The 12693-nt window shown below is 72.5% G+C and carries 12 protein-coding genes; 5 read left to right on the top strand and 7 right to left on the bottom strand.

Annotated elements, in window-relative coordinates; all coding sequences use genetic code 11:
- Nucleotides 1-73: 73 nt before the first annotated feature.
- Both dusA and ASF20_RS22185 read right to left on the bottom strand, forming a co-directional pair.
- Nucleotides 74-1102 carry a tRNA dihydrouridine(20/20a) synthase DusA gene (dusA, locus tag ASF20_RS22190; protein WP_082501535.1) on the bottom strand — a complete coding sequence of 343 codons (1029 nt, stop codon included), beginning with the start codon at nucleotides 1100-1102 and terminating at the stop codon, nucleotides 74-76.
- 51 nt (nucleotides 1103-1153) lie between these two features.
- A complete protein-coding gene (locus tag ASF20_RS22185) occupies nucleotides 1154-1810 on the bottom strand; it encodes an urease accessory protein UreE (RefSeq protein WP_056278086.1) in 657 nt (218 codons plus the stop codon).
- Between the two features lie 208 nt (nucleotides 1811-2018).
- Here ASF20_RS22185 and ASF20_RS22180 point away from each other — a divergent pair, with 208 nt between their 5' ends.
- On the top strand, nucleotides 2019-2288 hold the full coding sequence (locus ASF20_RS22180; RefSeq protein WP_056212224.1) for a hypothetical protein: 270 nt from the start codon (nucleotides 2019-2021) through the stop codon (nucleotides 2286-2288).
- Nucleotides 2289-2376: 88 nt separating this feature from the next.
- On the opposite strand, the gene ASF20_RS22175 is transcribed toward ASF20_RS22180, so the two are convergent.
- Nucleotides 2377-3624: a TIGR03862 family flavoprotein gene (locus ASF20_RS22175; protein ID WP_056278083.1), complete on the bottom strand. Its 1248-nt coding sequence runs from the start codon at nucleotides 3622-3624 to the stop codon at nucleotides 2377-2379.
- 188 nt (nucleotides 3625-3812) lie between these two features.
- Between ASF20_RS22175 and ASF20_RS22170 the strand changes: the two genes are divergently transcribed.
- Nucleotides 3813-4838 (top strand): TerC family protein, encoded by a 1026-nt coding sequence (locus ASF20_RS22170; RefSeq protein ID WP_056278495.1) that lies wholly within the window; start codon nucleotides 3813-3815, stop codon nucleotides 4836-4838.
- A gap of 168 nt (nucleotides 4839-5006) precedes the next feature.
- Here the strand turns inward: ASF20_RS22170 and ASF20_RS22165 are convergent, their stop codons facing one another.
- From ASF20_RS22165 to ASF20_RS22155, 3 genes are all read right to left on the bottom strand, one after another.
- Nucleotides 5007-5762, bottom strand: a complete 756-nt coding sequence (locus tag ASF20_RS22165) for an N-acetylmuramoyl-L-alanine amidase (protein ID WP_056278080.1) — start codon at nucleotides 5760-5762, stop codon at nucleotides 5007-5009.
- Nucleotides 5759-6484: a molecular chaperone DjiA gene (locus ASF20_RS22160; RefSeq protein ID WP_056212231.1), complete on the bottom strand. Its 726-nt coding sequence runs from the start codon at nucleotides 6482-6484 to the stop codon at nucleotides 5759-5761. Before ASF20_RS22160 ends, ASF20_RS22165 begins: the two co-directional genes overlap by 4 nt.
- A 157-nt stretch (nucleotides 6485-6641) precedes the next feature.
- Nucleotides 6642-7517, bottom strand: a complete 876-nt coding sequence (locus tag ASF20_RS22155) for a collagen-like protein (protein ID WP_056278078.1) — start codon at nucleotides 7515-7517, stop codon at nucleotides 6642-6644.
- A gap of 231 nt (nucleotides 7518-7748) precedes the next feature.
- Between ASF20_RS22155 and ASF20_RS22150 the strand changes: the two genes are divergently transcribed.
- The 3 genes from ASF20_RS22150 (at nucleotide 7749) to ASF20_RS22140 (ending at nucleotide 10787) form a co-directional block, all read left to right on the top strand.
- On the top strand, nucleotides 7749-8591 hold the full coding sequence (locus tag ASF20_RS22150) for an ImuA protein (RefSeq protein WP_244476522.1): 843 nt from the start codon (nucleotides 7749-7751) through the stop codon (nucleotides 8589-8591).
- The gene (locus ASF20_RS22145; RefSeq protein WP_082501533.1) at nucleotides 8488-10068 is read left to right on the top strand and encodes a DNA polymerase Y family protein; all 1581 of its coding nucleotides are present in this window, start codon (nucleotides 8488-8490) and stop codon (nucleotides 10066-10068) included. Before ASF20_RS22150 ends, ASF20_RS22145 begins: the two co-directional genes overlap by 104 nt.
- Before the next feature lie 107 nt (nucleotides 10069-10175).
- Nucleotides 10176-10787, top strand: coding sequence for a hypothetical protein (locus ASF20_RS22140; protein WP_056278074.1), 612 nt, complete (start codon nucleotides 10176-10178; stop codon nucleotides 10785-10787).
- Here ASF20_RS22140 and thiC read toward each other — a convergent pair.
- Nucleotides 10766-12658 (bottom strand): phosphomethylpyrimidine synthase ThiC, encoded by a 1893-nt coding sequence (gene thiC / locus ASF20_RS22135; RefSeq protein WP_056212238.1) that lies wholly within the window; start codon nucleotides 12656-12658, stop codon nucleotides 10766-10768. The two genes, ASF20_RS22140 and thiC, sit on opposite strands and share 22 nt — an antisense overlap.
- Nucleotides 12659-12693: the final 35 nt, after the last annotated feature.

Below are 12693 nucleotides of genomic sequence, written 5' to 3'. Positions count from 1 at the left end.
TGCACTTCCTGAATATTGCGCCAGCAAACAAGAAGACGCCCGCTTCTAGTTATAAAGGCCCGGACGGGAAGGCTCAGGCGGCATCCTGTGCCCCGTCCCTGTCCGGAATGGCCGGATCGGAAGCCTGACCGCCGCGGGAGACCCGATTCACTGCCTCCCGCAGGGTCGCGAGGCCGGCCTCGGGCTGGAGGCCGAAGGTGGAGAGATGGCGGCGATAGGCGCGCGCGCCCGGGCGGCCGTTGAACAGGCCGAGCATGTGTCGGGTCACCGCGTGCAGGCGCACGCCCTCCTGCAGCATTCCGGCGAGGACGGGCTCGAAGGCCGCGATCGCGGCGAACGGGTCGGCCGCCGGGGCGGGCTCGCCGAACAGGACCGGATCGACGTCGAGGAGGATCGCTGGGTCGCTGTAGGCGGCCCGGCCGATCATGACGCCGTCGACCTCCGCCAGACGGGCGACCGCGTCCGCGAGGGTGGCGATGCCGCCGTTGATGGCGATGGGCAGCGTGGGATGGGCCCGCTTCAGCCGGGCCACCCGCGGATAATCGAGGGGCGGCACGTCGCGGTTCTCCTTGGGCGACAGGCCCTGGAGCCAGGCCTTGCGGGCATGCACCACGAGGCCGTCGACGCCGGCCGCGACCACGGCGTCCGCGAGGGCGTCGAGGGCCCGCTCGGGGTCCTGGTCGTCGACGCCGATGCGGCACTTCACCGTGATCGGCACCGACACGGCCGCCTTCATGGCGGCGACGCAGTCGGCCACCACGGCGGGCTCGCGCATCAGGCAGGCGCCGAAGCGCCCGTCCTGAACCCGGTCGGACGGGCAGCCGACGTTTAGGTTGACCTCGTCGTAGCCGAAATCCTCGGCGATGCGGGCGGCGTGCGCGAGGTCGGCCGGGTCTGAGCCGCCGAGCTGCACCGCCACCGGGTGCTCCAGCGCGTCGAAGCCGAGCAGCCGGTCGCGCGGGCCGTGGATGACCGCCCCGGTGGTCACCATCTCGGTGTAGAGGCGGGCGTGCCGCGACAGGGTGCGGTGGAAGGCCCGACAGTAACGGTCGGTCCAGTCCATCATGGGGGCGACGGAGAAGCGGAGGTCGCGGGCGATCATCCGGCGGACATAACGGTCCGCGCCGCCGGCTTCAACGCGAGGCGGCTCCGCTCAGTGGTCGTGCTTGCAGTCCGGCCCGTGCACGTGGCCGTGCGCGCCGTGCTCTTTGGCAGGGTCTTTGGCATGATCGTGCGCGTGGGCATGATCGTGCCCATGGGAATGGGTGTGCGCGTGATCATGGCCGTGATCATGGTCATGCCCCGCATGGGTATGGCCGTGGTCGTGATCCGCGTGGTCGTGCGCGTGGTGCCCGTGATCGTGATGATCGTGGCCGCACTGGCTGTGGTCGTGGGCGGCGCGCTCGGGCTTGAAGGCGCGGGTGACCGGCGTGGCGGCGCAGCCCTGGCCGCGCACCAACTCGGCGGCGCTGCGGGGCACGTAGAGCACCTCGGCGGCGATCTCGGCCGGCACGTGGCTGCCGCCGAGCTGCCAGGCGAGGCGCAGGAGCCGGGCCGGGTTCTCGGCACGGACCTCGAGGAGCGGCTCGCCGGCGGCGCGGATCGCGACGAGGCGCCCGTCCTCCAGGCGCAGGGCATCGCCGTCCTCGAAGGCCGCCGCCTTCGCGAGCGCGAGGGTCAGGCTCAGCCCGCCTTCCCCGGTCAGGCTGTCCGGGGGGGCCTGCCGGGCGGCATGGTCGAGCACGATCGTGTCGACGATCGCATCGGCGCGGACGGCGACCTTGCGGACGATGGCGGTGGCGCGCTGCATGGAGTCCTCGCGGCGGGATGGGCGGACGGCGCCGCCCGGATGGGCCCTGATCGGCGCATCACTAGAGGGTTTTTCGACGAAACGGAAAGGCAGGACGGAACCTGAGCCGTTTCGCGTGCATTTCTCGCGCGGAATGCTTAAGCTCGGGCGGCACGAACATCACGGCCGAAGGCCGGGTCACGACGACGCACAAGGGAGTCTCGGAACCATGAAGAAGCTCATCGCCGCCACCCTCGCGGGTGCTCTCGCCCTCTCGGTCGGCGCCTGCAACACCCCGCAGGACCGCGCCCTCGGCGGCGCCGGCCTCGGCGCCCTCGCCGGTGCCGCCATCGGCGGTGCCGCCACCGGCCGCGCCGGCGGCGCGCTCGCGGGTGCCGCCATCGGCGGTGCCGGCGGTGCCATCGTCGGCGCCTCCACCGCCCCGCGCTGCCCCTACGGCACCTACCGCGACGCCTACGGCGACGTGTACTGCCGCTGAGACCCGGCACCGCGCGGCCCGGAACGGCCGCGCCGGACCATCAGGCTCCCTCTCCCCCGAGAGGGAGCCTTTTTCGTGAGACGGCGAATCACGCGCCTCGGGCGGCGTCCCGCGCGATCCAGGCCAGCATGCCCGCCGCAGCCGCGCGGCCCGAGGCGAAGGCCCCCTGGAGGAGGTAGCCCCCCGTCGGGGCCTCCCAGTCCAGCATCTCGCCGGCCACGAAGGTGCCGGGCCGCCGGACGAGCATGAAGCCGGCATCGACGTCGCCGAAGCGGACCCCGCCCGCCGTGGAGATCGCCCGGTCGAGGCCGCGCGGCGCCAGGAGACGGAGCGGTACCGCCTTGATCAGGGCCGCCAGGGCCTCGGCGGCCGCGGGCAGCGGGTGCGCCGCCTCGCGCAGGAGGCCGATCCCCACGGGCGTCAGCGCCGCGGCCTTGCGCAGGCGGTTGGCGAGGGAGAGCCCGGGTTTCGGATCGCGGAGCGCCCGTGCCAGCGCGGCCTCCTCCACGTCCGGCCGGAGATCGATCTCCAGCCGGGCCTCGCCGCGTTCGGTGGCGGCCCGGATTCGATGTGCGAGGGCGTAGATCGCCCCGCCCTCGATCCCGTCGGCGCTGATCACGGCCTCGCCGCGCACGCGGGTGCCCTCGAGGCTGAGGGCGATCCGCTTCAGGGGCGTGCCGGCGAAGCGCGCGGAGAAGACCGGCGACCAGGCCACGGTGAACCCGACATTGGCGGGCTTGAGGGGCGCCACCGCGATGCCGTCCCGTTCGAGCAGGGGCACCCAGGCCCCATCGGAGCCGAGGCGCGGCCAGCTCGCGCCGCCGAGAGCCAGGAGCACCGGGCGGTGCGCGGCCTCGACCCGTCCGTCCGGGGTTTCGAAGACCGGCCCGCCCGCGTCCGACCAGCCGGTGAAGCGGTGGCGGGTGCGGATGCGGACGCCCAGCCCGTCGAGGCGCTGGAGCCAGGCCCGGAGCAGCGGCGAGGCCTTGAAGGCCTCGGGAAAGACGCGGCCGCTCGACCCGACGAAGGTCGGCTGGCCGAGGTCGTCGCACCAGGCGCGCAGGGCGCTCGGCGGAAACGCCGCGATCGCCCCGGCGAGGGCGTCCTCAGCCGGCTGGTAGCGCGCCAGGAAGGCCGGTAGCGGCTCGGAATGCGTGAGGTTGAGCCCGCCGCGTCCGGCGATGAGGAATTTTCGCCCCACGCTCGGCATCCGGTCGTAGAGGGTCACGCCGTGGCCGGCCTGCGCCAGCACCTCCGCCGCCGCGAGGCCGGCCGGGCCGGCCCCGATCACCGCGGGGCCGCGAGCCTCGCGGCCGTTGCGTTCGCTGTCAGTCATGCGCTTTGGGAAGCCGCCGGGGGCCGGCCCTGTCAAGCGTGACGGCCCGATGCCCTTGATTCGCCCGGTTCAGAGTCCCAACTGCGCCTCATCGGCTGCGGGCCCCTCTGGCGGGATGCTGCATGATGCGTTCCGTGATGTCGGAGCCGATGCTTTCTCTCCTCAAGAAGCATCGACGGTCCTGCGTCATGGTTGATTTTCTGTATTACGAGTGGCTCGGCAAGCCCGTGTGGATGTGGCTCGGGTTCCACGCCCTCGTGGCCGGGTTGCTGGCCTTCGATCTCGGACTCCTGCATCGCGACAAGAATCACGAGATCGGCGTGAAGGAGAGCCTGCTCCTCACGCTGTTCTACTTTACCCTGGGCATGATCTTCGGCGGCTGGGTCTGGTGGTATCTCGGGCCCCAGGCGGGCCAGGAATACGTCGCCGGCCTCGTGGTCGAGAAGTCGCTGTCGATGGACAACGTCTTCGTGATCGCCGTCATCCTCACGGCGCTCGGCATCCCCCGCGCCGCCCAGCACCGGGTCCTGGTCTGGGGCATCCTCGCGGCCGTCCTGCTGCGCGGGCTGATGATCGGCCTCGGCGCGGCCCTCGTGCACCAGGCCGCCTGGGTGCTGTCGATCTTCGCCGCCTTCCTGATCTTCGCCGGCCTCAAGATGCTGCTCTCGAAGGACGAGGAGCCGGGCGACATCCGCGAGAACCGGGCCGTCCGGTTCCTGCAGCGGGTCCTGCGCATCACGCCCGAGCTGCACGGGCAGCACTTCGTCGTGCGCAAGCCCGACCCGAAGACCGGCAAGACCGCCCTCTGGCTGACGCCCCTGGCCCTGGCGCTCATTCTCGTGAACGGCGCCGACGTGATCTTCGCCGTCGACAGCGTGCCGGCGATCTTCGCCATCACCACCGACACCTTCGTGGTCTACACCTCGAACATCTTCGCGATCCTCGGCCTGCGCGCGCTCTACTTCGCCCTGGCCGCGATGGTAGACCGCTTCGCCTATCTCAAGACGGCGCTGGCCTTCATCCTGATCTTCATCGGCGGCAAGATCGTGGTCGCCGACACCTTCGACCTCGTCCACGTGCCGCCGTGGGTCTCCCTCGCGGTCACCGTCGTGTTCCTCATCGCGGGCATCGCCTACAGCCTGTGGCGCACCCGCGGCTCGGTGACGGAAGAGGCGCACGGGCAGGGCGGCGGGGCGGTACAGCACCGGGCCTGAGCCGGCTCCCAGAGGTGAGCCGGGATCTCCCGGCTTACCCGAGCGGGATCGCAGGCCGCACGCCCGCGAAGTGCCCGTCGGCCCTGGCGCAGGCGCCTTCCTCTCCCGGGGCTCCGCGCCCACCCTCTTCCGCAGGAGGACGCGAGCGGAAGCGCGCCCTCTCGTCCCCTACCGTCCCGGCAGCGCCGCGATCAGGTCCCGCAGGGTCGTGATCGTCGAGGCGTCGGCGACACCATCGATGCGGGCCGGACGGAAGTGGCGCTGGAACGCCGCCACCACCGCGCCCATGCGGGCATCGAAGGTGGCGCTCACCGGCAGGTCGTAGCCGTAGAGGGCGAACATCGCCTGCAGCGCCTCGATCGGCGGCCCGGCATCGCCCTGCGCGAAGAAGCGGCCGTCGCGGATCGGGGTTGGCGGCACCCAGTGGCCGATGCCGGCGCGGGCGAGGGTCTCCCAGGGGAAGTGCTCGCCCGGGTCCTCCTTGCGCTCGGGGGCGATGTCGGAATGGGCGAGGATCCGGTGCGGAGCGAGGCTCCAGCGCTTGGCGAGATCGCCGCACAGGGCGATCACGGCCTCGATCTGTGCCGGGGGGTAGGCCGGCAGGCCGCCCGCATGGCCGCCATTGACGATCTCGACGCCGAGGGAGCGTGAATTCACGTCGCTGAGCCCGGCCCAGGAGCCCTGGCCCGCATGCCAGGCCCGGCGTCCCTCGGGCACCATCTGCACCACGCGGCCGTCCTCCAGCACCACGTAATGGGCCGAGACCTCCGCCACGGGGTTGGCAAGGCGCTGCAGGGCGACGGCCGCGCTTTCCATGCCGGTATAGTGCAGGATGAGGAGATCCACCGGGCCGGACCGCCGCTCGCCGTGATTCGGCGACGGGTGGACGCTGGTGGCGACGGCGCTCTCGGGCGTCGGTTTCACGTGAGGCCCCGCTCGGCGCTGATCCGGTCATAGGCGGCGTTGATGGCCGCGAGCCGGCGGGTGGCGATGGCCACCGCCTCCGGCGGCAGGCCGCGCGCGATGGCCCGGTCGGGATGGTTCTCCCGCACCAGGGCCCGGTGGGCGGCCTTCAGCCCGGCATCGTCGACGTCGTGGTCGAGGCCGAGGACGAGGTAGGGATCGTCGGAGAGCCGGACGTGGCGGGCGGCGATGCGGCGGAACGCGGCCTCGTCGTAGCCGAAGGTCTCCGCCACCGCCCGCAGGTAGCGCTCCTCCGCCTCGTGGATGGCGCCGTCGGCCTTGGCGATGTGGAACAGGCCGTCGAGCACGTCCTCCAGCAGGGCCGGCTCGTCGTGGAAGGTGGTGGCCAATTGCCGGGCATAGGCCTCGAAGCCGTTCGCGGTGCCCTTGGCGAGGTCGAACAGGCGCTGCACGCCGGGCCGGGCGCGCTCGTCCACCTGCACCACCTTGGCGAAGGCCTCCACCTCGGCCTGCGTCACCACGCCGTCGGATTTGGCCATCTTGGCGGCCAGGGCCACGAGGCCGGTGGTGAAGACCACGTCGCGCGGCGTGGTGCCGAACAGCGCGCCCTCGCGGTCGACCAGGAAGTGCCCGGCCACCCCGCCGACGAGGCCGCCGAGGGGACCGCCGATGGCGAGGCCGAGGCCGGCCCCGCCGAGCTTGCCCCAGATGCCCAGGGTCATCGGACGACCCCGCGGGCGCGGGGAACGGGGCTGGCAGGGGCAGGGAGCATGGACGGTATCGACACGGGTGGGATCGACTTCGGCGCGAAACGAAGCGCGTCCTTACACCGGACGGCTCCGTTTCGGCGAGGGGCGATCGCCCGGGTCGTTTGTCCCCTCAGCGCCGGGCGCAGAGGCCGACGAGGCCCTGGCTCTCAGTGGGGCAGGCCGCGCTCAAGGTTCCGTCGGCGCCCGCCGTCACGATGGCGCTGCCGCCCTTCAGGCAGAGGGCCGAGGCGAGGATCTCGGTGCCCTCGCAGGTGATCGCGCAGCCCGAGGCCGGGCAGGTGTCCTGGCGCACCACCCGGAACGGGGATGCGGGTGCGGCGGCCGCCAGGGCGGCCTGACCGGGCTCGCCCTTCTGACCCGCCGGGCCGCGCTCGCCGGCCGGCCCCTTCGCGCCCGTCTCGCCCTTCGGTCCGGCGTCCCCCTTCGGACCCGTCTCTCCCTTGGGGCCGGGTTCCCCCTTCGGTCCGACCTCGCCCTTGGCACCCGGCTCGCCCTTGGCACCCGGCTCGCCCTTGGGCCCCTGGGGACCGGGCAAGCCGGCAACGCCCTGCGGGCCGGCGGGGCCGGTCTCGCCCTTGTCACCCGTGTCGCCCTTCTGCCCCGTCTCGCCCTTCGAGCCGGGCTGGCCGGCGGGGCCGCAATTGGCGATGACCGCCTCGCGCTCGTCCTCGCCCGCCTTCAGGGTGGCGATGCAGTTGGTGGGCACGTAAGGCAGGCGGAAGACGAAGCGGCCCCGGCTGTCGGCGATGATCGAGATGTCCTCGTCGAGCACCACCACGGTGCCGGGCTTGCGCACGCTGCCGGAGATGCGCAGGTCCCCGTTCTCGAAGCGGGCATCGTAGACCTGGATCGGCTGCGACACGACCTGGGGCCGGCGCGCCTTGGCCTCGCCCCGGGGCTGGGCCGCCGTCTGCGCGGCGGCGGGGAGGCCGCCCGCGACGGTGATCAGGCCCGACAGGACCACGAGGGCACGAGCGAAACGCATGGAGTTCTCCCGGCTGATCCGCGTCTTGTGCGCGGCAGGTGAGGAGTGCTGCCCTGCCCTCGCTATAGGGTCAAGCGCTGCGGATCGGCCGGTCCGGAAACCATCGTCCACAAGCGTCCACAGCCGTCCACAGGCCAAGTCCCTGTGGGCAGGCGAAATTCCGAATCCCCCCGGAAACCGATTGAGTGTGTTCCTGTTTTGTTCTTAGCGTAGCGGGATGGAGCGGAGCCGATGAGACAGAGCCCTGAAGACCCTCCCGATGCCGAGACCGAGACTTTGCCGGCGGATCCACCAAATCCGGATGCCGCGAATCCGGGTGCGCCCCCGGATCTGGCGGCCCTGCGCGCCTTCGTGGCCGATCGCGGAGGCGCATCCGTCCTCCGGGGCGCCCTACCCCTCGGCATCCACGACGTCGATACGCGCCTCGCACAGGGCGGCCTCGCCCTCGGTCAGTTGCACGAGATCGCCCCGGCGCAGGCGGGCGACGAGCCGGCGGCGCTGGGCTTCGCCCTTGCGCTGGTGGCGCGCCACCTCGCCCGGGTGCGCGGCGAGGCCCTGCTCGTGGCGGGCCGGGGGCATCCCCTCCCCTACGGGCACGGGCTGGCCGGGCTCGGCCTCGATCCCGGCCGCCTGCTGCTGTTCGAGGTGGCGAGCGACGGGGACGCCTACCGGGCCCTGGAGGAATCCCTGCGCGCGCAGGGGCTGGCGGCCGTGGCGGGCCTCATCGATGCCGCCCTGCCCCTCGCCCAGAGCCGCCGGCTCCACCTCGCGGCGGCCCGGACCGACCTGCTCCTCCTTGTCCTGAGGCCACCGGAGGCGGAGAGCCCCAACGTGGCGGCGACACGCTGGCGGGTCGCCGCCGGCAAGGCCCTGCGCGACCGCTTCGGCTGCATCGAGCGGCCGTGCTGGCAGGTGACCCTCGACCGGAGCCGCAACGGGCGGACCGGACATTGGCTTCTGGAGTGGGATCATGCCGCGCATCGTTTCGGTCTGGCTGGAGCACTGGCCGGTCACGCGGCTGAGGCGGGCGCAGGCGGCGTCCGTCCCGAGCGGCGCGCCCAGCGCTCGGGCTGACGGCGACCGCGACAGCGGCCCGATGGTCGTGGCCGCCATGGAGGCCAACGGCCTGCGCCTGGTGGCGGTGGATTCCGCCGCCCGCGCCCTCGGCCTCGTGCCCGGTGAAACCCTGGCCCGGGCCCGCGCCCGGATCGGGACGCCGGTCGCCGTCCATCCGGCCGATCCAGAGGCCGACGCCGCCGCCTTGCACCGCCTCTGCCTGTGGGCCAAGCGCTACACGCCCGTCGTCGCTTCCTACGGCCCGGCGGAGGGCGGCGACGGGTTCTTCCTCGACATCGCGGGGGCGAGCCACCTGTTCGGCGGCGAGGCCGCGCTGCTGGAAGACCTCGCCCGGCGGCTGTCGACCCGCGACATGCCGGCCCGGATCGCCCTCGCCGACACGCCGGCCTGCGCCTACGCCCTGGCGCGCCACGGCGGGGGCGGCCTCGTGGCCCCGGGCTGCAACGCGGAGGCCCTGCACGCCCTGCCCGTCTCGGCCCTGCGCCTCGATGGGGCCACGGCGCAGGCCCTGGCCCGCCTCGGCCTGCGCCGGATCGGCGACCTCGCCACGGCGCCCCGGGCGCCGCTGGCCCGGCGCTTCGGCGAAACCCTGCTGCTGCGCCTCGACCAGGCCCTCGGACACCGGCCCGAACCCCTGGTCACGGCCGAGGACCCGCGCGAATTCCAGGCGGCGCGGGGCTTCCTCGAACCGATCGGGCAGCCGGAAACCATCGTGGCCACCGCCATGGGTCTGATGGAGGGCATCGCCCCCCGGCTGGAAGCGGCCGGCCTCGGCGCCCGGGCCGTACGGCTGACCCTGACCCGCGTCGATGGGATCCTGCGCAGCCTCGACCTCGGCCTGAGCCTGCCGACCCGCTGCCCGGCCCAGATCGGACGCCTGCTCGCCCTGCGCCTCGACCGCCTCGGCCCGGCCCTCGATGCCGGCTTCGGCTTCGAGACGGTGGGCCTCGAGGTCACCGCCACGGGCCCGATCGCGGCACGCCAGACGGCCCTGATGGAGCCCCCCGGCGGGGGCGAAGGCACCGAGCATCTGGGCGATGCCCTGCGTCAGCGCCTCGGCCGGCGGATGATGCGCCTCGGGTTTCGCCAGACCCACCTGCCCGAGCGGGCCGAGGCCGTGGAGCCGTGGCGCGCGAGCCTCCCCGCGCAGGCGGGCCGACCCGATCCGGGAGCCCGCGCGCCCCTGCCGCCGCGCCCGCTGGTGCTGCTCAGCCGGGGCGAAGCGGCCGAGGACGTCATCGCGCTGGCCCCCGACGGGCCGCCGCACCGCTTCCGCTGGCGCCGGCGCCTGCACCACGTCGCCCATGCGGACGGACCCGAGCGCATCGCCGACGAGTGGTGGCGGGCGCCGGGTCCGCTGCGGGACTACTACGTGGTCGAAGACGAGGCCGGCCGCCGCCTCTGGGTCTATCGCGAGGGCTTCCCCACGATGGAGGCGCCCGCGCGCTGGTTCGTGCACGGGCTGTTCGCGTGACGCGACGGGGGAGAACCGCGCCGGGGCGATGCCGCGCCACGCAACCTGTGATAGCACTCCGCGCGATCGGGCACGCCCGTCCGGGACGGAAACGCAGGGCCATCGGAATGATCCCCACCGGACGGGCGTGGAATCGGGTGCGGCCGTTCGCGGCGGCGCTGCCGGGGATCGTCCACGTCCCGACCTCGGACGCCGCGTCGGACGCTCGCGGCCGCGCCGCCTTCGTCGCGGCTCATCGCTGCGAAGTGGTCGCGCGGCTGAGCAGCATCCACCTGCACGGCCCGCGCAGCACGTCCCGGGATCGGTTCCTCACCGTGAGCATCGTCCGAACGGATCAGCGCTACGTGCAGTGCATCTTCTTCGACGAGGATACGCGGATGGGCTGCGAAGCCGCGTCGGGCGGGTGTGCGCAGGGGCCGGAGGCGTCTGGCGATGTCCTGCCCGACTCCGCGAAGGCGGCCCTTCACCGGCTGGGCTTCGTGCAGTTCCGGCGGAACGAGAACTATGAGCGGGAGATTTCGCTGGGCACGCCGCCCGACTTCGATGCCGCGGCCGTTGTCATGATCGGCACGCTCTCCGATGCCTACGACGCGCGCGCGCACACGCCTCTGGAATTCCACGCACCGCGGGCGGTCCTTCCCCGCGATGCCTGTCCCGGGCTGGTCAGCGAAAACCAGCCGGCCCGGGACGCGGGGGCCTACTCCGCCGCGTCGACGTAGAGCTTGCCACCCTCGGCCTGGAACTCGGCCGATTTCGCCGCCATGCCGGCCTCGCGCTCGGCCGCGCTCAAGGGCGCGGCCTCGCCCAGCACCTGGCCGGCCGCCTCCATCGCCAGCACCTCGGCGCGCAGGTCCTGCGTGATCTTCATCGAGCAGAACTTCGGGCCGCACATCGAGCAGAAATGGGCGACCTTGTGGGCGTCCTTCGGAAGGGTCTCGTCGTGGTAGGCGCGGGCGGTGTCGGGATCGAGGGAGAGGTTGAACTGGTCCTCCCAGCGGAAGTCGAACCGGGCCCGCGACAGGGCGTCGTCGCGCAGTTGCGCCGCCGGATGGCCCTTGGCGAGGTCGGCGGCATGGGCCGCGATCTTGTAGGTGATCACGCCTTCCTTGACGTCGTCGCGGTTGGGCAGGCCGAGATGCTCCTTCGGGGTGACGTAGCAGAGCATGGCGCAGCCGAACCAGCCGATCATGGCGGCGCCGATGCCCGACGTGATGTGGTCGTAGCCGGGGGCGATGTCGGTGGTCAGCGGGCCGAGGGTGTAGAACGGCGCCTCGCCGCACTCCACGAGCTGCTTCTCCATGTTCACCTTGATCTTGTGCATCGGCACGTGGCCGGGGCCCTCGATCATGGTCTGGCAGCCCTTGTCCCAGGCGATCTTGGTCAGTTCGCCCAGGGTCTCCAGCTCGGCGAACTGGGCCGCGTCGTTGGCATCCGCGATGGAGCCGGGGCGCAGGCCGTCGCCGAGCGAGAACGACACGTCGTAGGCCCGCATGATGTCGCAGATCTCGTCGAAGCGCTCGTAGAGGAACGATTCGCGGTGCCCGGCCAGGCACCAGCGCGCCATGATCGAGCCGCCGCGGCTGACGATGCCGGTGACCCGGCGGGCGGTGAGCGGCACGTGGGCGAGGCGCACGCCGGCATGGATGGTGAAGTAGTCGATGCCCTGCTCGGCCTGCTCGATCAGGGTGTCCTTGAAGACCTCCCAGTCGAGCTTCAGCGGGTCGCCGCCGACCTTCTCCAGAGCCTGATAGATCGGCACCGTGCCGATCGGCACGGGCGAGTTGCGCACGATCCACGAGCGGATGTTGTGGATGTTGCGGCCCGTCGAGAGGTCCATCACCGTGTCGGCGCCCCAGCGGGTCGCCCAGACCAGCTTCTCGACCTCCTCGGCGGCGGACGAGGTCACGGCGGAATTGCCGATGTTGGCGTTGATCTTCACGAGGAAGTTGCGGCCGATCGCCATCGGCTCCACCTCGGGGTGGTTGATGTTGGCCGGGATGATGGCGCGGCCCCGGGCCACCTCGTCGCGCACGAATTCCGGCGTGATGAAGGCCGGCAGGGCGGCGCCGAAGCTGTTGCCGTCGGCCAGGGCCGCCTGAGCGCCCTCCAGCATCGTCTCGCGCGCCAGGTTCTCGCGGTGCGCGACGTAGATCATCTCCTCGGTGATGATCCCGGCGCGGGCGAACTCGTACTGCGTCACCATCTGGCCGGGCGCGGCCTTGCGGATCTCGCGGGTGGCCGGACACGGGGCCACGAGCTTGTCCTCGGGCACGAAGCCGTTGTCCTCGGGCTTGACCGCGCGCGGGGTCACGGTGGCGTAGCCGCGCCGGGCGATCCAGGGCTCGCGCACCAGCGGAAGGCCGGCCCCGAGGTCGATCCCCGCATCCGTCTCCGTGTAGGGACCCGACGGATCGTAGACCCGCACCGGCGCCTCCTTCGGATCGCTCAAGGTGATCTCGCGGAACGGTACCCGGATGTCGTCGTGCCCGGCCACCGCCGCGTAGACCTTGCGCGAGCCCATGATCGGGCCGGTGGTCACCGTGGGCGCCTGCCCCTGCGGCAGATCCTTCGGAAGAACGGGTGCATTCATCGGGTTCGCTCCTGGCGTGGGAGACGATCCGGACT

Origin of the sequence: Methylobacterium sp. Leaf88 (genome assembly GCF_001422795.1) — a bacterium.
Taxonomy (GTDB): Bacteria; Pseudomonadota; Alphaproteobacteria; order Rhizobiales; family Beijerinckiaceae; genus Methylobacterium.
The sequence above is the reverse complement of the archived record's forward strand: the minus strand, read 5'-3'. Positions and strand labels throughout refer to the sequence as shown.

Bases quoted from the DNA above. Each gene is read 5' to 3' on its own strand.
- dusA (WP_082501535.1), bottom strand. From the start codon at position 1,102: ATGATCGCCCGCGACCTCCGCTTCTCCGTCGCCCCCATGATGGACTGG.
- ASF20_RS22185 (WP_056278086.1), bottom strand. From the start codon at position 1,810: ATGCAGCGCGCCACCGCCATCGTCCGCAAGGTCGCCGTCCGCGCCGAT.
- ASF20_RS22180 (WP_056212224.1), top strand. From the start codon at position 2,019: ATGAAGAAGCTCATCGCCGCCACCCTCGCGGGTGCTCTCGCCCTCTCG.
- ASF20_RS22175 (WP_056278083.1), bottom strand. From the start codon at position 3,624: ATGACTGACAGCGAACGCAACGGCCGCGAGGCTCGCGGCCCCGCGGTG.
- ASF20_RS22170 (WP_056278495.1), top strand. From the start codon at position 3,813: ATGGTTGATTTTCTGTATTACGAGTGGCTCGGCAAGCCCGTGTGGATG.
- ASF20_RS22160 (WP_056212231.1), bottom strand. From the start codon at position 6,484: ATGACCCTGGGCATCTGGGGCAAGCTCGGCGGGGCCGGCCTCGGCCTC.
- ASF20_RS22155 (WP_056278078.1), bottom strand. From the start codon at position 7,517: ATGCGTTTCGCTCGTGCCCTCGTGGTCCTGTCGGGCCTGATCACCGTC.
- ASF20_RS22150 (WP_244476522.1), top strand. From the start codon at position 7,749: ATGAGACAGAGCCCTGAAGACCCTCCCGATGCCGAGACCGAGACTTTG.
- ASF20_RS22145 (WP_082501533.1), top strand. From the start codon at position 8,488: ATGCCGCGCATCGTTTCGGTCTGGCTGGAGCACTGGCCGGTCACGCGG.
- ASF20_RS22140 (WP_056278074.1), top strand. From the start codon at position 10,176: ATGATCCCCACCGGACGGGCGTGGAATCGGGTGCGGCCGTTCGCGGCG.
- thiC (WP_056212238.1), bottom strand. From the start codon at position 12,658: ATGAATGCACCCGTTCTTCCGAAGGATCTGCCGCAGGGGCAGGCGCCC.